The sequence below is a fragment of the Micromonospora sp. NPDC051543 genome, from assembly GCF_044454415.1.
In the GTDB taxonomy this organism is placed as follows: Bacteria; Actinomycetota; Actinomycetes; order Mycobacteriales; family Micromonosporaceae; genus Micromonospora.
In genome coordinates, this window is sequence record NZ_JBITDT010000010.1 from 286,393 (window position 1) to 307,682 (window position 21,290).

The window sequence follows — 21,290 nt, forward strand, 5'->3', positions numbered from 1 at the left end:
GACGACCTCGCCGGCCTGTTGCGGGCGTTGCGCCGCAGGCACGCACGCCAACGGGGCGACGGCGAGCTGACCTATCGAGAGCTGGCCGCCCGCACCGGCTGGTCGCACACCGCCATCGCGGAATACCTCACCGGGAAGACGCTGCCGCCCACCGATCGGCTCGACGCCCTGGTCCGGCTCCTCGGCGCCACACCGGCCGAGCAGGGAGCGCTGGCCACCGCCCGGGACCGCATCGAGGAGAGCCGCCGCCGCGCGCCGCGTACGCCCGGCCGTCTGGTACCCCGGCAACTGCCCGCGGACGTGGCCAGCCTCGCCGGCCGCGACGACGAGGTGGCCCTCCTCGACAAGCTCGCCGCCGCGCCCACCGCCGTCGTGGTGGCCGCGATCTCGGGTACCGCCGGCGTGGGCAAGACCGCCCTGGCCGTGCACTGGGCGCATCGCGTCGCCGACCGCTTCGACGACGGTCAGCTCTACGTCAACCTGCGCGGCTTCGACCCGCGCGGGCAGGCGGTGAGCCCGGAGAAGGCGCTGCACGGCTTCCTGGACGCGCTCGGCGTTCCGGCCACCCGGGTGCCCGCCGACCTCGACGCCCAGGCCGCCCTGTACCGCAGCGCGCTGGCCGGCAAACGGATCGTCATCGTGCTGGACAACGCCCGGGACGCCGAACAGGTCCGCCCGCTGCTGCCCGGCACGCCCACCACCATGGTGCTGGTGACCAGCCGCAGCCAGCTCACCTCGCTGGTCAGCCTGGACGGCGCGCATCCGCTCCCGCTCGGCCTGCTCAGCCGCGACGCGGCCGCTCACCTGCTCACCAATCGGCTCGGCGCGGAACGGGTGGCCGCCGAGCCGGAAGCCGCCGAGGCGATCATCACCGCGTGCGTCCGGCTGCCGCTGGCGTTGAGCATCGCCGCCGCCCGGGCCCAGCAGTCCGGTTTTCCGCTGGCCACCCTCGCGGCCGAGTTGGGCACGGCCGGTCAGCGCTTCGGCGTACTCGACGCGGGTGACGCGGTCGGCGAGGTGCGGGCGGTGTTCTCCTGGTCGTACACGGCGCTCAGCGTGCCGGCTGCCGGGCTGTTCCGGCTGGTGGGCCTGCACCCCGGCCCGGACATCACGGTGGCCGCCGCGGCGAGCCTGGCCGGTCGGCCGGTAGGGGACACCCGCCGGCTGCTGACCGAACTGACCCGCGCGAACCTGCTGGCCGAGTACCGGCCCGGCCGGTTCACCGCGCACGACCTCCTGCGCGCGTACGCGGCCGAACTCAGCGACGGCACCGACTCCGTGCCCGACCGCAGGGCCGCCACGATCCGGCTCCTCGACCACTACACCCACACCACCCACGCCGCCGACACCCTGCTGCGCCCGCACAGCGACCCGGTAGACCACCTCATGGCCCCGGCGGCGGCCGGTGTGCTCCCGGAACGGCCCACTTCCCACGCGGAGGCGTTGCAGTGGTTGATCGCCGAACATCCCGTGCTGCTCGCCGTGCTCCGCCTCGCCGCGAACGCCGGCCAACACGCTCACACCTGGCGGTTGGGGCGGGCCCTCGACACGTTTCTGGACCGGCAGGGGCACTGGCACGATCGCGTCGAGACCTGTCGGGCGGCCCTGCTCGCCGCCGAACGTCTTGGCGACCCGGTCGCCCAGGCGGTCGCGCACCGCTTCCTCGCCGGCGCGCACACCGTGGTCAACCGGTACGCCGACGCCCACCGTCATCTCGAACGCGCCCTCGACCTGTACGTCGCCAGCGGTGATACCGAGGGCGAGGCGCGTACGCACCAGAACCTCGCCTCGCTCTGGGACCGTCAGGGCGAGCACCGCAGGGCCCTCGAGCACTCGAAGCGGACCCTCGTCCTCGCCCGGGCCGCCGGTCACCGTAGGGCCCAGGCCGACGCGCTCAACGCCGTCGGCTGGTGCCACGCCCAGCTCGGCGAACACCTCGCCGCGTTGGCCTACTGCGAGGAGGCGCTCGACCTGCTCCAGCAGCTCGACGACCGGGCGGGCGAGGCCGCGACCTGGGACAGCCTGGGCTACGCACACCACCACCTCGGCCAGTACGACCGGGCCGTGGAGTGTTACGAGCGCACGCTCGACATGACCCGGGATCTCGGCGACCTCTGGGGCGAGGCGGACACCCTCAGCCGGCTGGGCGACACGCGCCTCGCACTCGGCGACCACGCCGCCGCCCGAGTGGACTGGCAGCGGGCACTGGACATCTTCACGGCCCTGGACCACCCGGACGCCGAAGCCGTCCGCGCCAGGTTGCGGGCACGGTGAGCGTCCGCGACGACCGGACGATGGTGCGGGTGCCGGTTTAGCTCCTTGCGCGGCGGGGATTCCCGGCAGCGCTCCGGCGGCAGTCGGGGACGGGTGGGGGAGGCTGATGCGTAGGATCCGGGCGTCCCGCGGCGCCACCTCGAACGGGACGACCAGATCCCGAAAGCCGTTCGGGGCGGAACGCGACCCGAGCCGGGTGGTCACCTTCAGCGACGCCGTCACGGCGATCGCCATCACCCTCCTCGTTCTGGAGATCCGGCCGCCGCAGGACACCGAACACCTCATGCGTGGGCTGCTCGACCTGTGGCCGTCCTACCTGGCGTACGGCGTCACCTTTCTGCTGCTCGGCCAGATCTGGGTGAACCACCACGTCATGTTCGATCACATCCGCTCCGCCGACCGCCTGCTGCTACTGCTGAACACCCTGCTGCTGATGGTGATCGCGTTCCTGCCGTTCGTCTCGTCGGTGCTGGCCCGCGCCTTCGAGGAGGGTCCCGGCACGCGGTCCGCGCTCGTCTTCTACGGCATCGTCTACGGGGCCGCCGCCATCCTCTTCAACGTCATCTGGGAGTACGCCAGGAGCGGTCACCGCCTGTTGACGTCCACCACCGACGAGGCCACCGCCCGAGCGATCAGCAGGCGTTTCCGGGCGGCCCCCATCTGGATCGCCGTCGGAACCGCCCTGTGCGTCGTTCACCCGATCGCCGGCCTGATCGCGGTCGCGGCGTTCATTCCCTTCTACTGGCTACCGATCAACGGTGAGATCGAAAGCATCAGACGTACCCGGGCGCAAGCCGCGAACGGCCCGCCCTGAAGCCGGTCCTGTCGTAGGCCTCGGGGCGGTCCGGCGCGGGCGCCTCAGCGACCCTGGAGACGCTTGACGTTGTCGCCGAAGGTCCACCCCTTCGAGCCGTCCCAGTTCGCCGACCAGGTCATCAGGCCCTTGAGGCCGGGCACGGAGTTCCAGGCCTGCGTGACCAACGACGTCGACAGGTAGCCACCGCCGGCCCCGACCTGCGCGGGCAGTCCGGGGACCTGCTTGTCGTACGGCACCCGGATGGTGGTTCCCTGGATGGTGAGGCCGTTGTTCAGGCACTGCGTCTGCACCGTGAAGCCCTGCACGGTGCCAGCCGGGTACGAGTCGCCCGAGCAGCCGTACATGCTGCCGTTGTAGTACTGCATGTTGAGCCACCAGAGCCGGCCGTTGTCGACGTACTTCTTGATGATCGGCAGGTACGAGCCCCAGATCGAGCCGTAGACCACGCTGCCGCCGGTGACGTACGCGGTCTCCGGCGCCATGGTCAGGCCGAAGTTCGACGGCATTCGGGCCAGCACGCCGTCGATGATCCGGATCAGGTTGGCCTGCGACGTCGACAGGGTGTTGATGTTGCCGCTGCCGCTGAGGCCGGTCTCGATGTCGATGTCGATGCCGTCGAAGTGGTAGGTCGTCAGGATCGGCACGATCGTCGCGATGAACCGGTCGGCGACCGCGGCGGAGCTGAGGTCGATGCCCGCGGCGGCACCGCCGATCGACATCAGGATCGTGGCGCCGGACGCCTTGGCCTGGCACATCTCGGCGGGGGTCGCCACCTTCACTCCGGCGTCCATGCCGTTCTCCCAGAGGACCGTGCCGTCCGCGCGGATGACCGGGAACGCCGCGTTGATCACGTTGTAGCCGTGCTGTTGGAGCCGGCTGTCAGTGATCGGGATCCAGCCGAGCCCGGGGTGTACGCCGTTGGACGCGCCGTCCCAGTTCTCCCAGTAGCCCTGCAACACCTTGCCGGACGGCCGGGACTTCACCGCGCAGGTTCCGCCGGTCGGCGGCGGCGTGGTGGGAGGAGCCGTGGTCGGGGGAGCGGTGGTCGGTGGCGGCGTGGTGGGCGGCGCGGTCGTCGGCGGTGGCGTGGTGGGTGGGGGAGTGCTTCCCGAGCAGGCCCCGAGGTCACGCCAGAGCGACGGGGTCGAAGCGGGGTTCCAGCCGGCGCCGACGTACGCGGTGTGGGTGACCAGAGCCTGGTAGAGCCGACCGCCGTAGGTGACCTGTGCGCCCACCTGATAGGTGGTGCCCTCGGCCCAGGCGGGTGCGGTGCAGGCGACCAGCGCGACGGCGTTGGTCGAGGAGACGGCGGCCATGCTGCTGGGGACGAAGGCGACGGCGGCCGCGACGGACATCGCCGCCCCGGCCAGCGCTGCGACGATGCGACGGCTTCTCATGGCTCACTCCCCAGGCTTCGGCGACCCGTGACCTCCACATATTGACGTCCGTGACCTTTAATATCAAGGGTTGTTTACAGATAGCTCGCGGAATGCTGGACCGTCGTGCCCGGACGGCGGTGTCCGGGTCCTCCCCGACGTCAGACGGAGACCCAGCAGTAGAGACGTTCGCGTCGTGCGGTGGCGCGCCGGGCCAGCGTTGCCAGCTCGATCAGGATCTCCGCGAGGTCGGAGGGCTCGCACTGCCCACGGATCTCCTCGACCTGCGACCACGGCACGGCCACCCGACGCAGGTCGGCCTCGGACGAGGTGGACAGCGCTGCCTGCACCTCGTCCGTCAACGCGATCACGAGTTGGTCGCCGTCGTCGCGAGCGGCGACGATGTGACTCCACCTCGGGCGCTCGGTCACCGCGTCGTAGTCGACGCCGGTCAACAACTCCTCCAGTTTCCCGATCAACACGGAGGGCTCGAGGCCCTTCAGCTCAAGAACCTGGAGTTCGGGGTCGGTGGCGGCACACGGACCGCCGAGAACGTCGATCACGGCGGCGGCGGCCTCATCGGAGCCGGCCGTGAAGTAGTCGCAGAGGATTCCCACGGCACGATCCTGGCAGGGCAACCGGTCCAATGTGGTCCCGGTCGGGACGGTTTCGCGAGCCGGGGCGACGCCCGGGGGCGTCCGCTCGCACGAGGCGTCAGCAGGTGCGCGTCTGCCAGGTCACCTTCGTCACGAACATGGGGACGTAGAAGTTTCCGTCGCCGGGGCGGACGCACTCCGTGCCGGTGAGGGGCGTGCCGAGGTACGTGTAGGACCAGGTGATCTCGGCGTTCCGGGAGGTGTGGTTGTAGTAGTTGAAGACCGGGACGTTGCCCGACCACTCGGTGCTGGTCACCAGGGACGGGGGCGCAGTCGGGCCCTCCGCCGGGTGGTCCCAGTTGGGCCAGGCGCAGAACGTGCCCTGCGGGCAGTTCCCGGGTCCCCAGACACCGGAGGCCGCGGCGGGGGCGGCGGGAGCGGTGACCAGGACGCCCGCGACGGACGCGGTGACGGCGATGGACTTCCAGTGCACGGCTGCCCCCTGCAATCGACAACTATCAATGCAAATTTAGGCTACCGGTGGAAATTTGCGTCGTCAATAACTGGGGTGGGTCGTCTCGGGGTCGGTAGGTCTCGGCCTGGCGCGACACGGCGGATCCGTCGACGAGAGCTCTCGCCGACGGACCGCAGCGGGCGTGGGGCCTACGGTTTGCGGGCGAGCAGCCCGACGAACGTGTGATAGGTGTCGGTCTGCTGCGGCGCGGACGCGCCCGGCTCCGGCCGCCACTCGGCCAGCGGCACCAGCCCCGGCTCCAGCACCTCCAGCCCGTCGACGAACGAGAGGATCTCCTCGTCCGTACGCCAGCGGCCGGTGCCCAGCGACTCGTTGAAGACCCGCTCGACCTCGCGCGCCTTGCGGGAGCCCTCCGGGTCCCGTTCGCCGGGGTCGCGGAAGTGCGAGATCGCCACGTAGCTGCCCGAGGGCAGCGCGTCGATCAGCTCGGCCGCCACCGCGCGCGGATCCTCGTCGTCGCCCAGGTGGTGCAGGATCGCGAAGAGGAGCAGCCCGACCGGTCGGTCGAAGTCGACGAACCGCCGCACGTCCGGGTGGTGCAGGATCTCCTGCGGCGTCCGGATGTCCGCCTGGATCACCGTCGCTGTGCCGTCCGCGGCAAGCAGTGCCCGGCCGTGCGTCAGGACGATCGGGTCGTTGTCGACGTAGACCACCTGGGCCTTCGGGTTCTGCTCGGTGGCGACCTCGTGCACGTTGCCCTGGGTGGGCAGCCCCGATCCGATGTCGAGGAACTGGTCGATGCCCGCCTCGGAGACCAGGAAGCGGATCACCCGACGCAGGAAGGCCCGGTTCGCCTGGCCGGCTGCCGGCCCGTCCGGGGTGATCCGCAGGGCGTGCTCGGCGACCTGCCGGTCCGACTCGAAGTTGTCCTTGCCGCCCAGGAAGAAGTCGTAGACCCGGGCCACGCTGGGAATGCGGGGGTCGATGCCCGGGGGTGCCGCCTTGTCGCGGGTCACAGGCGTCTCCATTCGAATCGAATCAGCGCAGGCTGAGGACTGTGGACGGTGCCGGCTTTGGGGCGAGTGTAGCGATCGGGCGGGCGGAATTCCGCCCCGCCTGGTATCGCTCCCAGTGAATCGTCTCCTCACCACTGCGCTCATCGGGTGACACGCCGGAAGAGAGGCGACCGAGTAATGAGATACGTTGGCGATCATCAATATGATGGCCGCATCGTCGACGTATGACAGGCGTCGCGTCGTCCCCGCTGTTCCGCCGTCTCGGTCCAGGTCTGCTGGTCGCCGCCATGCTCTCGACGACGGTGGTCGTGACCGTCGCGGGCATCGCGCCGGCGGCCGACGCCGGCACCGCCGCCCCCGCCGCGTACCCCGGGGTCGCCCCGGCGCCGCGCGTCGGCGCGATGCCCGCCGCCGAACCGACCGGGACCGCGCCACCGCCGCCCACCACCCCGCCCGGCACGCCGGGCACCTCGCCCTTCCCGCCGAGCCCGCCCACAAACCTGGCCGCCAGCGAGGTACGCACCGGATCGGTCACCCTCACCTGGACGGCCGCCAAGCCGGGCTGCTGCGCCATCGTCGGGTACGACATCACCTACTACCAGGCGTTCGACGACGTCATCTACAGCGCCAGCGTCGGCGCCGTCACCAGCACCACGATCACCTCGTACATCGGGCCGGGCAGGCAGTATTCGTTCCGGGTGGCCGCCCGGGACACCCTCGGGCACCGGTCGACCTCCACGGACACGCTGACCGTGGTCACGCCGGTGACGGACACCGGCGGGGACACCACCCCGCCGAGCGCGCCGCAGAACCTGACGGTCACCGGGGTGACCGCCTCGAACGGCACGCTGTCCTGGTCGCCGTCGACCGACAACGTGGGCGTGCTCGGGTACAACGTCTACCGCTTCGACGGCTGGTTCAGCTCGACGCTGATCGCCACCGTGCCGGGAACGACGTACACGACGCCGCTGCCCGCGTCCACGCCGCTGCGGAACCTCTACTACGTACGGGCCCGGGACGCGGCGGGCAACGTGTCGATCGCGTCCAACACGGTCACCCTGCCCACGACGTCCACGCCGTCGCCCCCGCCGCCCTCGACGTGCCGGGTGACCTACCGGAACCAGTCGGAGTGGCAGACCGGCTTCGTGGCGTCCGTGACCGTCCAGAATCTCGGTGCGGCACCGGTCGATGGCTGGATCGTCACCTTCTCCTTCAACGGGGACCAGCAGGTGACGTCGGCGTGGAACGCCACGGTCGGCCAGACCGGCTCCACCGTGACCGCCCGTAACGTCGACTGGAACCGCGTCCTGGCGCCGAACGGCTCGACGACCTTCGGCATCCAGGGGCGGTGGAGCGCCAGCGACGCGCCGCCGCTCGGCTTCACGCTGAACGGCGCCCCGTGCGCGGTGGGCTGAGCCCGCCCCCTTCCCAAGGAGTCCCGTGAGCACACCGCAGCGTCGCCGTAGGACCCTGGCCCGGGCTGTCCTGGCCGGCATCCTCGTCGTCTCCACCACGCTCGGCGGCCTGGGCGCGCCCGCCTCCGCCGCGAACACGCTCACCATGCGGGGCGCGGACGTCTCCTCGTTGCAGCGCAGCCTCGACCTGGGCGCGCGGTACTACGACGCCGGCGGTGTCGCCCGTGATCCACTGGACATCCTGAGGTCCATCGGCGTGAACTACGTCCGCCTGCGCGTCTGGAACAACCCGACCAGCGGCTACAACAACAAGAGCAAGGTGTTGGCCCAGGCCAGGGCGGCGAAGGCGAAGGGCCTCAAGGTGCTCATCGACTTCCACTACTCGGACACCTGGGCCGACCCCGGCAAGCAGTACAAGCCGGCCGCGTGGGCCGGCCACACCCTGAGCCAACTGGGCGCCGACGTGTACAACTTCACCTACGACGTCTGCGCCGGCCTGCGGGGGCAGGGCACCCTGCCGGACAGCGTGCAGATCGGCAACGAGATCAACGTCGGGATGCTGTGGAACGAGGGCAAGGTCGTCAACAACGACTTCGGCCCGCTGGCCGGCCTGCTGAAGCAGGGCTACAACGCGACCAAGGCGTGCGGCGGCGGCATCCCGGTGATGATCCACACCGCCAACGCCGACAGCAACGCCAACGCCCGCTGGTTCTACGACGGCATCCGTGCCCAGGGCGTGCAGTGGGACATCACGGCCCTGTCCTACTACTGCGTGTGGCACGGCAGCCTGGCGAACCTCTACAACAACATCGTCGACCTGCGCGGTCGCTACGGCAGGCCGGTGGTGATCGCGGAGACCGCGTACCCCTTCACGCGGAACAACGCGGACAGCGAGCCGAACGCCATCGGCGACGCGACGTGCGACGGCATCAGCGCGACCTGGTCGGGTCAGGCTCAGGAGTTCGACTGGGTGCAGAACACCGCCCGCAACGCCGGGGCCATCGGTGTCTTCTACTGGGAGCCCACCTGGTACGCCGTCAACGGCAACGGTTGGGACCCGGCCAACATCAACGGCACCGGAAACCAGTGGGACAACATGGCCGTCTTCGACTGGTCCGGGCGGGTGAACCCGAACGTACGCTGGACGCCCTGATCTTCGCGGGACGGACGACGCGCCCCCGCGCACCGTTACGACGATGAGCGGGGGCGCTGGCGTGCCGGTCGTCAGACGGCCGTGCGCGACCACTGCTGGTTGGTTCCGCTGTTGCAGGTGTACTGCTTGAGGACCACCCCGTCCGCGGTCGACGCGGCGGGCACGTCCACGCACTTGTTGCTGTGCCGGGCGCGGAGTTGGAAGTAGCCGCCGTTGGTGACCATCTGGAACTGCTGGTTGGTGCCGCTGCCGCAGGTGTACTGGATCAGCTCGGCGCCGTCGGCGGTCGAGGCGCTCGTCACGTCGAGGCACTTCCCGCTGTTGCGGCTGATGATCCGCCAGTAGCCGCTGCCGGCGTCCTGGAACTGCCACTGCTGCCAGGCGTTGCCGCCGTACGTGTACTGGCCGACGCGTGCGCCGTTGTTCGTGTTCGGTGACTGGACGTCCATGGCCTTGCCGCTGTGCCGCACGTCGATCCGGTAGAAGGTCCCCGTCGTCGGGGGAGGCGTCGTGGGGTCGCCGCCGCCGATGGTGTCGCCCCAGCCATAGCGGATCCGGTCCGCGCCGGAGGTGTTGCGAACGGTCAGGTTGAGGTCGGTGCCGCCGCCGCTGAACGCGTACATCGAGTACCAGTCGTAGCCGATGCTGCCGGGTTTGCCTCCGAGGGCGGGCCAGTAGGTGCCGCCCATCTGGTTGTCGCGCATGACCTGGGCCATGGCACGGATGTAGCGCACGAAGTTGTCGGTGCTGTTCGGGTCGGCGTAGTTGCGGCCGTCGTTCATGGGCGCGCCGAACTCGGTGGCGACCGCCCGGGAGGCGCAGTTGCCGAGGCGCGTCTGGATGTGGCCGCGGAAGGCGTCGTAGGTCATCGCGCCGTAGAAGAAGGCGTAGTAGTGGAAGGAGAGCAGCGTGGCGTTGAAGCGGCTGTCGTTGCAGATGTCGCGCAGGTCCTGGCTGAAGCCGGTGCCACCGATGAGCACCCGGCCGGGCGGGGCCGAGTAGTGGTAGGTGAGCCAGTTGGCCGCGACGGTGCGCCACTCCGCCGAGCTGTAGCCGTGTGGCTCGTTCATCGGCTCGAAGTAGACGTTGGTGTTCGAGCCGTACGTGTTGGTCACCGTGGACCACATCGCGTTCCACGCGGCGAGGTTCGTGATCCTGCCGCCGGAGGCGGCGCCGTCCTCCCAGTACGCGAGGATCACCTTGAACCCACGGGCGGTGGCGGCGTCGATGGCACCGCGATAGGCCTCCCACCAGGCGGTCCCGACGGTGTGGGTGTTGATGGGCAGCCGGACGGTGTTGACACCCAGCGTGGACGCCATGTCGTCGTAGAGGGCGTTGGCCTTGGCCCGCACGGTGGCGTTGCTGTCGGACATGCTCAGGCCCTGTACGACGAGAGGTCCGGTGCTGAAGTTGTCGCCCAGCACGGCCCAGTTCATGCCCCGGAACTGACTGGTGGCGGCAGCGGCCGGCCCAGGTCGGACCGCGATGCCGCCGACCATCGCCGTCAACACCGCCACCAGGGCGACGAGCGTCCGTCGTAACAGGCGAGGATCGCGCGTCGAATCAGGTGCGCGGTCAGCGGGTGGTGTGACCATGATGCCTCCGAGGCGGTCGGGGATGTGTTAGCGCTAACACGAACCGCGGACATGAATGGTCGAATCGCGGCGTGATTGGCGTGCCGCACAGGTGGACCCGGCACCTCACCCTGATGCGGACAGCGTGTGTTCTGTGTGTTAAGCGCGTGTTGCAGCCAAGTGTTAGCGATCGCATGTGGAGTGTCAAGGCATCGACGTTTCTCGCTGACGAGGTGGTCGCCCGCCTCGTCGCGGGGCAGCGGATGGCGATCGGTCGATGACAGGATCGCTCGATGCACGTTCTCTTCGACGGCCCGGCCCCGGTCGACTACGGGCAGATCTACGTGACGAGCCGAGATCTGCCCGACATGGAGCGGGCGTTCGCCGGGCAGGCCAATGGACTGTGCGGGGCCGGTCACCCGGGTGCGCTGTTCCTGATGACCGGCACCCACTCCGGACGGGTCCGGATCCGGATCGAGCTGCACGACGCCGAGCCGCCGACCGCAGCCGCCGAGTGGGAGGACGTGGTGGAGGTGTCGCTCCAGCCGAGGGCCCCGGTGGTCGACCTGGTCCCGTGGGGCGATGGGACGCTGGCTCACCTGCCGCTGACCTCGGAGGAAGGTGACGGCGGCCGACTGCCGGTCTACCGCGTGCGGTACTGCGCGGCGGGGATGGACGAGGGGAACGATCCGTTCGGCGGGCTCGACCCCGACGAGATCGACGAGGACGACCACACCTACCTGGACCGACGACCGGACCACTACCTGCTGTGCTTCTGGCCGGAGGCCAGCGCGGGCGGCGGCCCGGGTGACGGTGCTGTCCGCGCCGACGCGGTACTGCGCCAGAGCAGCGGCAACGCGGCGTACTGGCACGGTTGGGCTCGTGGACTGCCGGCCCCGCTCACGCCGTGGGAGCGGGTCGAGGCCGAGGTGCGCAGGCGGGCCGAGGAGGATCGCCGCAACGAGGAGTACCGGCGGCGCGAGGAGTTGCGGCGCTGGAACGGGCGTCTGCCGAGCGAGCGACTCCGGCAGGTACGCGGCAACATCCACGGCATGCTGTTGCTGGACCGGGACCTGGTCGACGGGGTGGCCGATGCCGATGCCGACACCCAACGCGAGATCGCGGTCTGGGCGGCGCGGCAGGCGTGCGCCCTCGCCGGCATCGCGGATCTCGACTGGATGGGGCCGGCGTGGACGGCGCTGGAACGGGGTGGACCGCTGCCCGCCGAATTCACCGACACGACGGCGCTCAGGACGCGCATCCAGGGCAGGCCGACCGTCATGATCGCCGTCGCCTCGCTGCGCCGCAGCGATGCTGCGCCGACCGACCTGCTGCGCGCGGCGCTCGACGGTCCGGTGGACCCGGTCGCGATGGCCCTGCCGGCCCTCGTGGCCGCCGGGGAGTCGGATCCGTTGCAAGCCGCGTTGGAGGCGCTGTGGGCGACGGTCAGCACCTACGCTTCCCGCCGCGACGAGTTCCTGGCGGCCGTACGGCGGGTGTTTCCGATCGTCGACCAGACGCAGGCGCGCTGACCCGCTCGTCCTCAGGTGACGGGATCTGGTTCGGCACGGTCGACGACGAGTGGGCCACACCGTCCCAGCGCCCACACGGTGAGCGCCAGACAGCCCAGGCCCGCTCCCGCGATCGCGACCGCTGTCCAGCCGCCCGCTGACCACAGCGTGCTCGCGGCGGCGGAACCGGCGGCGGCGCCGATGAAGTTGCTGGTCGCCAGAGCCGTGTTGAGCCGGCTGCGCGCCTCGTGCGCGAGGGCGAACAACCGTGCACGGTTGAGCAGGGCCTGCGTCTGGAAGGCGACGTCGACCACGACGGCCGCGATGATGAGAAGTACGAGGGACCGGCCGCCGAACGCCGCGACGACGAACGCCCCCAGGGCCAGGGCCCAGGCCGCCCCGGTGGCCGGAAGTGACCAGCCGCGGTCGTGCAGGCGACCACCGCGCAGGCCGGAGAGGACACCGGCGAGTCCGACCAGCCCGAACATCCCGATCACCGCTGGCGGATAGTAGAACGGTGGACCGCTGAGCAGGAACGTCAGCGCCGTCCAGAGGAGCGAGAACGCGGCGAAGCCGGTGGCGGCCAGGACCAGCGTCCATCGGACCGCCCGCTCCCGCCGGACCATCGCGGCGACCGAGAACAGCAGCCGTGGGTACGGGATGCGTGCTCGCGGTGGCAGCGGCGGCGTCGCGCGGTGGAGCAGGACCGCGAGCAGGGCGGCGACGATCGCGGCGAGGGCGTAGGTCGCACGCCAACCGGCGGCGCCGGCGACGATTCCGCTGACCGTGCGGGAGGCCAGGATGCCCGTGAGGGTCCCCGATCCGACGACACCGACGATCCGACCACGGTCGGCGTCACCGGCCAGGTCCCCGGCGAGCGGCGTGAGGATCTGCCCGGCGATCGTCGTGACGCCCAGCACGCCGAGCGCGACCAGGAGCATGCCGATCGACGGCGCCAGCGCGCACAGCAGTAGCGCGGCGGCGGAGGCCAGGAACATGAGCGGGACGAAGCGGCGGCGGTCCAGGACGTCGCCGAGCGGTACGAGCAGCAGGACGCCGACGGCGTACCCGATCTGCGTCGCGGTCACGAGCCAGCCGGCCGTGGACGTCGGCGCGTCCAGGTCGTCGGCGATGGCGCCGAGCAGCGGCTGCGCCCAGTACAGGTTGGCGACGGCCGCGCCGGCCGCCAGCGCGAACAGGAACGTCAGCGGGCGGCTCAGGTGCGGGGGCGGTGCCGGGCGGGGCGCGGCCACCCCGCCACGCTAAGGGCGGGTGTCAAAGCCCCTTGCCGGCCGAGGGCCCCTGGTCGATCAGCGGTCCGCGCCGTAGTTCGCGCAGCACGCCGTGCCGGCGCGCGGCCCACGCCAGTCGCCGCACGCTCGGGTGCCGTACGAACAGCGCCGCGGCCCGGCGGATCATGCCGAACCGGTGGTCGCTGAGCTGGTTCTCCATCGCCTGCCAGATCAGCTCGCGCACGTTGGCGCTGTCCAGCGCCGCCCGGACCGCACGCCGTACCCCGGGATCCTCGGCGGCCGAGGCGATGGCGGCGGCGAGGCCCGGTCGGTCGGCGAGCGGTTCCACCGCCGCCGCCACGAGCGGCCGGCGCACCTCGTCGCGTTCCAGCAGCAGCAACACGGCCTCCCGGATCTCGACCGTCTCCAGGCTGGACCGCAGCAGGTCCACCAGGCTGCGGTCGACCGCGCCGTCGTGATCCGGCACGGCCAGCGTGCCCAGCAGCACGGACACCTCGTCGAGGTCGATGAGGTGTCGCAGCCCGTCGCGGAACTCCGGCAGCCCCCAGGCCACCTGGACGGCCTTCAGGAGATCGCGGTTCATGCGCCATCCGCTACCCGAAAGCCACTGCGGCCGAAACGTCCGCGACCCCGCGTCCGCCGCCACCCGGGCCGACGCAGGCACTATCGTTCTGGGGTGCGCATCCGCTTCGACGTACCCGCCGATCCCGCCTACCCCGCTCGTGTGGCGGCCACCCTCGCCGGTATCCGGCTGCGTCGGTTCAGCTACATCGGCGCGGTGCTGGTGGCGGTCGGGGCGGTCGGCCTGGTGCTCTCGCGCGGGCTGGGCTGGGGTGAGCGCGCGTCCCCGCTGTGGCTGACGTTGGTGGTCGCCGGCGTGCTGTCGATGCTCTACCTGCCCTGGGTGAGGTCGCGGGCCCGCCGCCGCTCGGGTGACTACGCCGTCGAGGGCGCGTACGAGATCACCGACGACAACATCATGATGCGCAGCGGCTCGGAGTCCGGCGGTATCGCCTGGGACGGGGTCGCGCGGGTGCAGGACAATCCGGATTTCTGGATCGTGTTCGTCGGCCGGATGCCGGCGACCGTGATCCCCCGGTGGCTGATGTCCGCCGAGGACGCCGAGACGTTGCGGAACTTCCTGGCCGACCGGGGGCTGCTCCGAGCGCGCTGAGGCGTCACCCCTGCCGTGGCGCGTCGGCACCGAAGGCCGCCGCGAGTGCCTTCGCGATGAGGTCGGGTAGGTCGCTGCGCCCGTCGTCCTGCGCCCACCGCACCAGCGCGGTGTGCATGGCGGCCAGGCAGGCGCTGGCCGCAGCGGCGGCCTCGAAGGCCGTGTCGGGATCGGCGGCCTCGTCCCCGAGGGCGTCCACGATGGCCTGTTGAAGCACGTACTGGCTGTCCAGGTGTCGGGCACGCAGGGCGGGCGTCGAGATCATCAGCCGTAGCCGGGCCAGCAGGAGCCGGTCGTCGCCGTCGGTCAGCGTACGCGCGGCGTCGATGAGCGCGCCGCCGATGCGGGGTACGAAGGGCTGCCCGGCCGTTGTCGCGGCGATCTGCCGGGCGATCAGTGGGCCGTTCTGGTCGACCAGCACCAGGTCCTCCTTCGTCGGGAAGTGCCGGTACACCGTCATCGGCGACACGCCCGCAGCCTCTGCGACGTCGTTGACGGTCGTGCGGTCGTATCCGCGTTCAACGAACAGCCGCACCGCTACCGCCTGGACCAAGCGCTGCGTCTCGGCCCGTCGCTGCTCCCGCAGCGTTGAGTGTCGCTCGCCCATGTGTTAGACACTATCGCAGTGATAGTGACTACCAAGTTGGGAGCGTCTAACAAGTGAGCGATTTCAGCGGTAGAACAGCCCTGGTCACCGGCGCGTCACGGGGCATCGGACAGGCGATCGCACTCCGGCTGGCGTCGCGGGGAGCCGTTGTCGTCGCCCACTACGGCACCGATCGGCACGGCGCGACGGCCATCGTCGAGCAAATCACCCGAACCGGCGGACGGGCGTACGCGGTCGGCGCGGAGCTGGGCGCGGAGGGAGATGTCGAGACGCTGATCGACGGTGTCCGGGCCAGTCTGGCCGGACAGCCGCTGGACATCCTCGTCAACAACGCGGCGGCACCACCCGCCGGTCCGCTCGGCGCCACGACGCTGGCAGCCTTCGACCACCTGTTCGCGGTCAACGTACGAGCGCCGTACTTCCTCATCGAGCAGGCGCTACCCCTACTCAGCGACGGTGGCCGGATCATCACGATCTCGTCCGTGGCGACCCGGATGGCCAACACCACCCAGACGTCGTTCGCCATGACCAAGGGCGCGGTGGAGACGATGACCCGCACCCTGGCCAACCAGCTCGGTGCCCGGGGGATCACGGTGAACGCGGTCGCCCCCGGCGCTACCCGGACCGCCACGAATGCGCAGGTCTTCGAGACGCCGGGCCTGGCCGACCTGATCACCGGAATGACGGCGCTCGAACGGCTGGGCAACCCCGACGACGTTGCCGAGGTGGTCGCGTTCCTGGCCTCCGACGCCGCTCGCTGGGTCACCGGTCAGGTCATCGAGGCGAGCGGCGGTCTCTTCCTGGGGCCTCGTCCCTGACGGCGACGGGTCGGTTCTTCGGCTGGGCGAGGAAGCGCAGGTACTCCGCCCGGTCGAACGGGTTGCCGTCGGTGCGGGCCCGCCGCGGCGGCTCGCCGGACACCGGTCGGTCGCCGCCGGGCGTCGACTCGAAATCTCGCGTCCGGATGGGCGGGGTTTCGAGTCCTCGCATCGCCGTGCCTCTGTCTGCTGGTGATGCCGGGCCGTGCGGGCCCGGTCCTTCTCCGGCCACGCCTGCATGGCCGCTGGCGTCGGGCCACCGATTTACACGCGCTTGATTAGATAGTGGTCTGTCAATACATTGGGGGCGGGCGTCACCGCGTTACGGGCAGAGACCCGAAGCGGTGACTGACAGCTTCACCTCGAGCCGGGCACGTCGGTCGTACGCATCGACCACTCGCTGTGGCGCATCGCCGCGCCGTACCCGGCGTGTCGCCGCGTCCGCCCCGGACGCGCGCTGCCGCGCCGGTCTCCCGCTCGATGGCAGAAGGACTTCCCATGACCATTCTCCGCGCCCGCCCCGCCCCGACCCTCGCGGTCGTCGCCGCCTTGGCCGCCGCTGTGACCGCGACCGGCACCGCCCTGCTCGTCGCTCCGGCCTCGGCCGCCCAGGGCTGCCGGGTCGACTACACGCCCAACCAGTGGCCCGGCGGTTTCACCGCCAGCGTCAAGGTCAGCCCGGGCGACACCGCCGTCTCCACCTGGACCGTCACCTGGACGTACGCCGGGAACGAGCGCGTCACGAGCGGCTGGAACGCCACGGTCAGCCAGTCCGGGTCGACGGTGACCGCCCGCAACATGTCGTACAACGGAAGCATCCCGGCCGGTGGCGCCACCGAGTTCGGGGTGCAGGGCACGTACGGCACCAGCGGTGGAGCGCCGACCGGCTTCAGCCTGAACGGCGTACCGTGCAACGGCGTCGCGCCGACGACGCCCCCGCCGACCAGCGCGCCGCCGACGACGCCGCCACCCACGACGCCCCCGCCGACGACGCCGCCCCCCACCACGCCGCCCCCCACCACGCCGCCCCCCACCACGCCGCCGCCGGTCGGCTGTGCCGGAGCGGTGCTCTGCGACGGCTTCGAGAACCAGACCGGTTCGACACCGTCCGGCGACTGGGCCGTCGTGAGCCCGGACTGTTCTGGTGCCGGAACCGCCACCATCGACACGACCACCACGCACAGCGGCAGCCGAGCCGTGCGGATCAACGGGGCGGCCGGGTACTGCAACCACGTCTTCATCAGGTCGACGAAGAACCTCGGCAGCGTGGGCAGCGTCCGCTACGGCCGGATCTGGGTCCGGCACACCACCGCCCAGCCCACCGACCACACCACGATGATGGCGATGACCGACGCCGCCGACGGTAACCGGGACCTGCGGATGGGCGGCCAGAACGGCGCCCTGCAGTGGAACCGCGCCTCCGACGACGCGACCCTGCCGGAGCAGAGCCCGGCCGGGGTGGCACAGAGCGTGCCGCTGCCCACCAACCGGTGGACCTGCATCGAGTTCATGGTGGACGGCTCGTCCGGTCAGCTCCGTACCTGGCTGGACGGGGCCGCCGTCGCGGGGCTGACCGCGGACGGCGTACCCACGCACGACATCGACGGGCAGTGGTACAACCGCACCTGGCGACCGCAGCTCACCGACCTGAAGCTGGGCTGGGAGAGCTACGGCAACGGGTCCGACACCCTCTGGTACGACGACGTCGCGGTCGGAGCCAGCCGGATCGGCTGCTGACGCCGGATGTGGGATCGGGGGTGTGGCACGGTCGACGTGCCGCACCCCCGGCCGTCCCCGCGCCCGCCGTCGGTCGGTGCCGGAACGGCCCACCTGGTGGAGGCTGGCCGGCCGGCGCGACGATAGCCTGCTGTCATGGCGAGCGCCGAACTCCAGGAATTGATCGTCGTGGACGCCGAGGCGCTGCGCGCGTGGTTGTCCGCCAACCACACCACGTCGCCGGGCGTCTGGCTGGCCCTGACCAGGAAGGGCGGCACGGTCACGACGCTGACCTGGCAGCAGGCGGTCGACGAGGCGCTCTGTTACGGCTGGATCGACGGGCAGGCCCGCAAGCGGGACGAGGAGTCCTCCTGGATCCGGTACACCCCCCGCCGTCCGCGCAGTATCTGGTCACAACGCAACGTCGCCCACGTGGCGCGGCTGGAGACGCAGGGGCGGATGACGTCCGCCGGCCGGGCCGCGGTGGAGGCCGCCAAGGCCGACGGGCGGTGGGCGGCCGCGTACGCTCCGCCGTCGGAAGCCGAGGTGCCAGCCGACCTGCTCGCCGCCATCGCCGCCGATCCCGCCGCCCAGGCCATGTTCGACGTGCTCACCAAGACCAACCGGTTCTCTCTCATCCACCGCGTCAACGCGGTCAAGCGGGCCGAGACCCGCGAGCGGAAGATCGCCGAGTTCGTCGCCATGCTGGCCCGCCACGAGACCCCCTACCCGCAGAAGGCCAGGCCGTCGAGCCCTCCGTCGTCGTGATCCGGGGCAACGTCAAGTAGCCGTCCACTGGATCCGGTCATCCTTGCCGGACCCCAGTCACCCCGAACGAAGGACAGAGGAACCCCGTGTCCAGCCTCGCCCTGGTCGTAGCGGTTGGTGTCGCGATCCTGATCGGTACGGGCGCGGCCCGTCGGCTCCGGATCGCCCCGCCGGTGCTGCTGCTGATCGCCGGTGTCCTCCTCGGCTTCGCCCCCGCCCTGCGGGGGGTGCACCTGCCGCCCGAGGCCGTCCTGTTGGTGTTCCTTCCGGTGCTGCTCTACTGGGAGGCGTTCTCCTCCTCGCTGCGCGAGATGCGCCGGAATCTGCGGGTCATCGTGCTGCTGAGCACCCTGCTCGTGGTGGCGACGGCGGCCGGCGTAGCGGTCGCCGCGCACGCGCTCGGGCTCGGCTGGGGAGCGGCCTGGGTGCTGGGCGCCGCGGTCGCGCCGACCGACGCGACGGCGGTCGGCGTCCTGGGCCGGATGCTGCCCCGCCGTATCGCGACCACGTTGCGCGCGGAGAGCCTGGTCAACGACGGTACGGCGCTGGTGATCTACACGCTCGCGGTCGGGATCACCCTGGGCGAGGAGCACCTGAGCATCGGTCGGGTCGCCGGGTTGTTCGCCTTCTCGTACCTCGGTGGCATCGCGTCCGGCGCGATCGTGACGTTCCTCGTCCTGCAGCTTCGTCGCCGGTTGACCGACCCGTTCCAGCACAATCTGCTCGCGCTGCTGACGCCCCTGACCGCCTATCTGATCGCCGAGGCGGCCGAGGTGTCCGGTGTCCTCGCGGCCGTGGTCAGCGGACTGTGGGTGGGCCGCGCCTCGCCACGCCTGTTCCCTGGTAACGCGCGCCGGCACGTCCACACCGTCATGGAGTTCGTGACCATGCTGGCGAACGCGGCGCTGTTCGTCCTGGTGGGGCTGGAGGCGCAGTCGGCGGTGCGCGGGCTGGACCACACCGGTCTGGCCCACGGCCTGCTGGTCGCGCTCGTGGTCTGCGCGGTCATCGTCGCCGTGCGGTTCGGCTGGCTCTTCACCAGCCCGTACCTGATCCGGGCGATCGACCGCCGACCGCAGCAGCGGGAACGACGGCTCAGTGGGCGACCCCGGGCGCTCATGTCGGCGGCCGGTTTCCGGGGGGCCGTGTCGATGGCGGCGGCGCTGGCCGTACCGCACACGCTTCCGTCCGGAGCGGAGTTCCCGGACCGCGACCTCATCGTCTTCGTCACGGCTGTCGTGATCGCCGTGACCCTGCTGGTGCAGGCGCCGCTGATGCCCCGGGTGACGCGCTGGGCCGGCCTGGGCGCCGACTCCGAGGCCGAGCGGGAACGCCGGCAGGCCGAGATCACGTCCATGGACCGGGCATTGGAGTCCCTGCCCACGATGGCCGCCGAGCTGGGTACGAGCGACGACGTGCACGAGCAACTGCGCACGGAGTACGACCGCCGACTGCGGGTGCTGCGCGACGGCGACGCCCCCGCCGGCCCGGACGAGGCCGCGGCCGACTACGAGAAGCAGTACGCCGACCTGCACCTCGCGGTCATCGACCACCGCCACGAGACCGTCGTGCGCATGCGCGACGCGGGCGAGATCGACGACGAGGTGCTTCGCCGGGTCCAGGACGGACTCGACCTCGAACAGGTCCACATGACCCAGCGCCGGGACAACGACAACCGCTAGGCCGTGTCTTCAAAGGTTCACAACCATCGCAGTAGCGCGGCGATGGTGACGCTGCCGCGATCAGCGCGGTCGGGGCTGCGGCGCTGAGCGGCGGCGGTAATGCTGATGAGCCTGATGCCGGTGAGTCATCTAGATGACTCAGCGGCATCAGGCTCATCAGGGTGTTGTCGCCGTCGGTCGCATGGCGTGGCGGTGACGCACGGTGTCGCACTGCTTGAGCCGGTTGAAGCAGAAGCGGGCGCAGTCGTTGAGACACGGCCTAAGGCCCGTCCACGCGGGCGGCGATGTCCCGCAGGGCGGCGATGTGGCCGCTCAGGGCCGCGCGCCCGGCCACGGAGAGGTTGATCCACGTGCGGGGTCGCTTGCCCACGTAGCCCTTGCGCACCTCGACGTAACCGCCGTCGCTCAGGTTCGAGATGCGCTTGGAAAGGGCCGAATCGCTCAGGTTCATGGCGTCGCGGACGAACGCGAACTCGGCCCACTCGGTCCCCGCCAGCAGCGCCAGGATGGCCAGCCGGGTGGGATCGAGCAGGACCGGGTCCAGCTTCGGGTCGGCCGCCACGGTCAGGCCGGGCGGGTGAGGACGCGGCGTTGCCACCACGGCCCGGCGGCGGCCAGCAGGACACCGCCCACCAGGCCGAACCACGCCCAGAGGTGCGGAACGTCCAGGGCGGTGGCGAAGGCCGCGCCCGCGATCAGGAGGGCCAGCACCAGGGCCGACCACAGCAGGCTCGACGTGTCGGGGGTGGCACGGGGACGCACCGGCCGCCGCAGCAGCGCCGCTCCCCATCGGGTGTTGGCCGCCATCGAGGCGAGCAGCAGCAGGATGACGATGGTGGTGCCGTAGGTGCGCACGAAGTCCGGATACCGGTCGGCCACGATCCCGTACGCCGCGACGAGGATCCCGGCCGCTAGCCAGGTCCACCGGGACCGGCTGGCGGCCGCAGCCGTCTGGTCCCGGCGCCGGTCGACGTCCTCGAGAGCCCGCCGTGCCTCTTCTGGGGTCGGGGTGGTGCTCATCGCGCAACTCCTTGAGCTAGGGAAAGTACTTGCTCGTACGGAAAG

At 71.0% G+C, this 21,290-nt stretch carries 20 protein-coding genes; 10 read left to right on the forward strand and 10 right to left on the reverse strand.

What is annotated here, in order from left to right; all coding sequences use genetic code 11:
• Nucleotides 1-15 precede the first annotated feature (15 nt).
• Both ACIA3K_RS20480 and ACIA3K_RS20485 read left to right on the forward strand, forming a co-directional pair.
• Nucleotides 16-2,274 (forward strand): ATP-binding protein, encoded by a 2,259-nt coding sequence (locus ACIA3K_RS20480; protein ID WP_396802965.1) that lies wholly within the window; start codon nucleotides 16-18, stop codon nucleotides 2,272-2,274.
• A gap of 106 nt (nucleotides 2,275-2,380) precedes the next feature.
• On the forward strand, nucleotides 2,381-3,088 hold the full coding sequence (locus ACIA3K_RS20485) for a TMEM175 family protein (protein WP_396802888.1): 708 nt from the start codon (nucleotides 2,381-2,383) through the stop codon (nucleotides 3,086-3,088).
• A gap of 44 nt (nucleotides 3,089-3,132) precedes the next feature.
• On the opposite strand, the gene ACIA3K_RS20490 is transcribed toward ACIA3K_RS20485, so the two are convergent.
• From ACIA3K_RS20490 to ACIA3K_RS20505, 4 genes are all read right to left on the reverse strand, one after another.
• Nucleotides 3,133-4,488: a carbohydrate-binding protein gene (locus ACIA3K_RS20490; protein ID WP_396802890.1), complete on the reverse strand. Its 1,356-nt coding sequence runs from the start codon at nucleotides 4,486-4,488 to the stop codon at nucleotides 3,133-3,135.
• A 140-nt stretch (nucleotides 4,489-4,628) separates the two neighbouring features.
• On the reverse strand, nucleotides 4,629-5,084 hold the full coding sequence (locus tag ACIA3K_RS20495; RefSeq protein ID WP_396802891.1) for a hypothetical protein: 456 nt from the start codon (nucleotides 5,082-5,084) through the stop codon (nucleotides 4,629-4,631).
• Nucleotides 5,085-5,181: 97 nt separating this feature from the next.
• Entirely contained in the window at nucleotides 5,182-5,571 is a 390-nt protein-coding gene (locus ACIA3K_RS20500; protein WP_396802892.1) for a hypothetical protein, read from the reverse strand.
• A gap of 155 nt (nucleotides 5,572-5,726) precedes the next feature.
• Nucleotides 5,727-6,554 carry an SAM-dependent methyltransferase gene (locus tag ACIA3K_RS20505; RefSeq protein ID WP_396802893.1) on the reverse strand — a complete coding sequence of 276 codons (828 nt, stop codon included), beginning with the start codon at nucleotides 6,552-6,554 and terminating at the stop codon, nucleotides 5,727-5,729.
• A 224-nt stretch (nucleotides 6,555-6,778) separates the two neighbouring features.
• Between ACIA3K_RS20505 and ACIA3K_RS20510 the strand changes: the two genes are divergently transcribed.
• Both ACIA3K_RS20510 and ACIA3K_RS20515 read left to right on the forward strand, forming a co-directional pair.
• Nucleotides 6,779-7,969 carry a cellulose binding domain-containing protein gene (locus tag ACIA3K_RS20510; RefSeq protein ID WP_396802894.1) on the forward strand — a complete coding sequence of 397 codons (1,191 nt, stop codon included), beginning with the start codon at nucleotides 6,779-6,781 and terminating at the stop codon, nucleotides 7,967-7,969.
• A 25-nt stretch (nucleotides 7,970-7,994) separates the two neighbouring features.
• Entirely contained in the window at nucleotides 7,995-9,122 is a 1,128-nt protein-coding gene (locus ACIA3K_RS20515; protein ID WP_396802895.1) for an arabinogalactan endo-beta-1,4-galactanase, read from the forward strand.
• 71 nt (nucleotides 9,123-9,193) lie between these two features.
• On the opposite strand, the gene ACIA3K_RS20520 is transcribed toward ACIA3K_RS20515, so the two are convergent.
• Entirely contained in the window at nucleotides 9,194-10,717 is a 1,524-nt protein-coding gene (locus ACIA3K_RS20520) for an RICIN domain-containing protein (protein WP_396802896.1), read from the reverse strand.
• Nucleotides 10,718-10,989: 272 nt separating this feature from the next.
• Here ACIA3K_RS20520 and ACIA3K_RS20525 point away from each other — a divergent pair, with 272 nt between their 5' ends.
• On the forward strand, nucleotides 10,990-12,228 hold the full coding sequence (locus tag ACIA3K_RS20525; RefSeq protein ID WP_396802898.1) for a hypothetical protein: 1,239 nt from the start codon (nucleotides 10,990-10,992) through the stop codon (nucleotides 12,226-12,228).
• Nucleotides 12,229-12,239: 11 nt separating this feature from the next.
• On the opposite strand, the gene ACIA3K_RS20530 is transcribed toward ACIA3K_RS20525, so the two are convergent.
• Both ACIA3K_RS20530 and ACIA3K_RS20535 read right to left on the reverse strand, forming a co-directional pair.
• Nucleotides 12,240-13,460, reverse strand: a complete 1,221-nt coding sequence (locus tag ACIA3K_RS20530; RefSeq protein ID WP_396802899.1) for an MFS transporter — start codon at nucleotides 13,458-13,460, stop codon at nucleotides 12,240-12,242.
• Between the two features lie 22 nt (nucleotides 13,461-13,482).
• A complete protein-coding gene (locus tag ACIA3K_RS20535) occupies nucleotides 13,483-14,043 on the reverse strand; it encodes a hypothetical protein (RefSeq protein WP_396802900.1) in 561 nt (186 codons plus the stop codon).
• Between the two features lie 93 nt (nucleotides 14,044-14,136).
• Between ACIA3K_RS20535 and ACIA3K_RS20540 the strand changes: the two genes are divergently transcribed.
• A complete protein-coding gene (locus ACIA3K_RS20540; RefSeq protein WP_396802901.1) occupies nucleotides 14,137-14,634 on the forward strand; it encodes a YcxB family protein in 498 nt (165 codons plus the stop codon).
• Between the two features lie 4 nt (nucleotides 14,635-14,638).
• Here the strand turns inward: ACIA3K_RS20540 and ACIA3K_RS20545 are convergent, their stop codons facing one another.
• Entirely contained in the window at nucleotides 14,639-15,241 is a 603-nt protein-coding gene (locus tag ACIA3K_RS20545; protein ID WP_396802902.1) for a TetR/AcrR family transcriptional regulator, read from the reverse strand.
• A 53-nt stretch (nucleotides 15,242-15,294) separates the two neighbouring features.
• Between ACIA3K_RS20545 and ACIA3K_RS20550 the strand changes: the two genes are divergently transcribed.
• The 4 genes from ACIA3K_RS20550 (at nucleotide 15,295) to ACIA3K_RS20565 (ending at nucleotide 20,225) form a co-directional block, all read left to right on the forward strand.
• Nucleotides 15,295-16,059, forward strand: a complete 765-nt coding sequence (locus tag ACIA3K_RS20550) for an SDR family oxidoreductase (protein ID WP_396802903.1) — start codon at nucleotides 15,295-15,297, stop codon at nucleotides 16,057-16,059.
• 498 nt (nucleotides 16,060-16,557) lie between these two features.
• Nucleotides 16,558-17,796, forward strand: coding sequence for a cellulose-binding domain-containing protein (locus tag ACIA3K_RS20555; protein WP_396802904.1), 1,239 nt, complete (start codon nucleotides 16,558-16,560; stop codon nucleotides 17,794-17,796).
• 135 nt (nucleotides 17,797-17,931) lie between these two features.
• Nucleotides 17,932-18,543, forward strand: coding sequence for a YdeI family protein (locus ACIA3K_RS20560; protein WP_396802905.1), 612 nt, complete (start codon nucleotides 17,932-17,934; stop codon nucleotides 18,541-18,543).
• 86 nt (nucleotides 18,544-18,629) lie between these two features.
• Entirely contained in the window at nucleotides 18,630-20,225 is a 1,596-nt protein-coding gene (locus tag ACIA3K_RS20565; protein WP_396802907.1) for a Na+/H+ antiporter, read from the forward strand.
• Between the two features lie 259 nt (nucleotides 20,226-20,484).
• Here ACIA3K_RS20565 and ACIA3K_RS20570 read toward each other — a convergent pair whose 3' ends face one another.
• The gene (locus ACIA3K_RS20570; protein ID WP_396802908.1) at nucleotides 20,485-20,823 is read right to left on the reverse strand and encodes a winged helix-turn-helix domain-containing protein; all 339 of its coding nucleotides are present in this window, start codon (nucleotides 20,821-20,823) and stop codon (nucleotides 20,485-20,487) included.
• Nucleotides 20,790-21,245 (reverse strand): hypothetical protein, encoded by a 456-nt coding sequence (locus ACIA3K_RS20575; protein WP_396802909.1) that lies wholly within the window; start codon nucleotides 21,243-21,245, stop codon nucleotides 20,790-20,792. Before ACIA3K_RS20575 ends, ACIA3K_RS20570 begins: the two co-directional genes overlap by 34 nt.
• Nucleotides 21,246-21,290: the final 45 nt, after the last annotated feature.

Excerpts from the sequence above, each read along its gene's own strand:
- ACIA3K_RS20485 (WP_396802888.1), top strand. The coding sequence starts at position 2,381 with ATGCGTAGGATCCGGGCGTCCCGCGGCGCCACCTCGAACGGGACGACC.
- ACIA3K_RS20490 (WP_396802890.1), bottom strand. The coding sequence starts at position 4,488 with ATGAGAAGCCGTCGCATCGTCGCAGCGCTGGCCGGGGCGGCGATGTCC.
- ACIA3K_RS20510 (WP_396802894.1), top strand. The coding sequence starts at position 6,779 with ATGACAGGCGTCGCGTCGTCCCCGCTGTTCCGCCGTCTCGGTCCAGGT.
- ACIA3K_RS20520 (WP_396802896.1), bottom strand. The coding sequence starts at position 10,717 with ATGGTCACACCACCCGCTGACCGCGCACCTGATTCGACGCGCGATCCT.
- ACIA3K_RS20525 (WP_396802898.1), top strand. The coding sequence starts at position 10,990 with ATGCACGTTCTCTTCGACGGCCCGGCCCCGGTCGACTACGGGCAGATC.
- ACIA3K_RS20535 (WP_396802900.1), bottom strand. The coding sequence starts at position 14,043 with ATGAACCGCGATCTCCTGAAGGCCGTCCAGGTGGCCTGGGGGCTGCCG.
- ACIA3K_RS20545 (WP_396802902.1), bottom strand. The coding sequence starts at position 15,241 with ATGGGCGAGCGACACTCAACGCTGCGGGAGCAGCGACGGGCCGAGACG.
- ACIA3K_RS20555 (WP_396802904.1), top strand. The coding sequence starts at position 16,558 with ATGACCATTCTCCGCGCCCGCCCCGCCCCGACCCTCGCGGTCGTCGCC.
- ACIA3K_RS20560 (WP_396802905.1), top strand. The coding sequence starts at position 17,932 with ATGGCGAGCGCCGAACTCCAGGAATTGATCGTCGTGGACGCCGAGGCG.
- ACIA3K_RS20575 (WP_396802909.1), bottom strand. The coding sequence starts at position 21,245 with ATGAGCACCACCCCGACCCCAGAAGAGGCACGGCGGGCTCTCGAGGAC.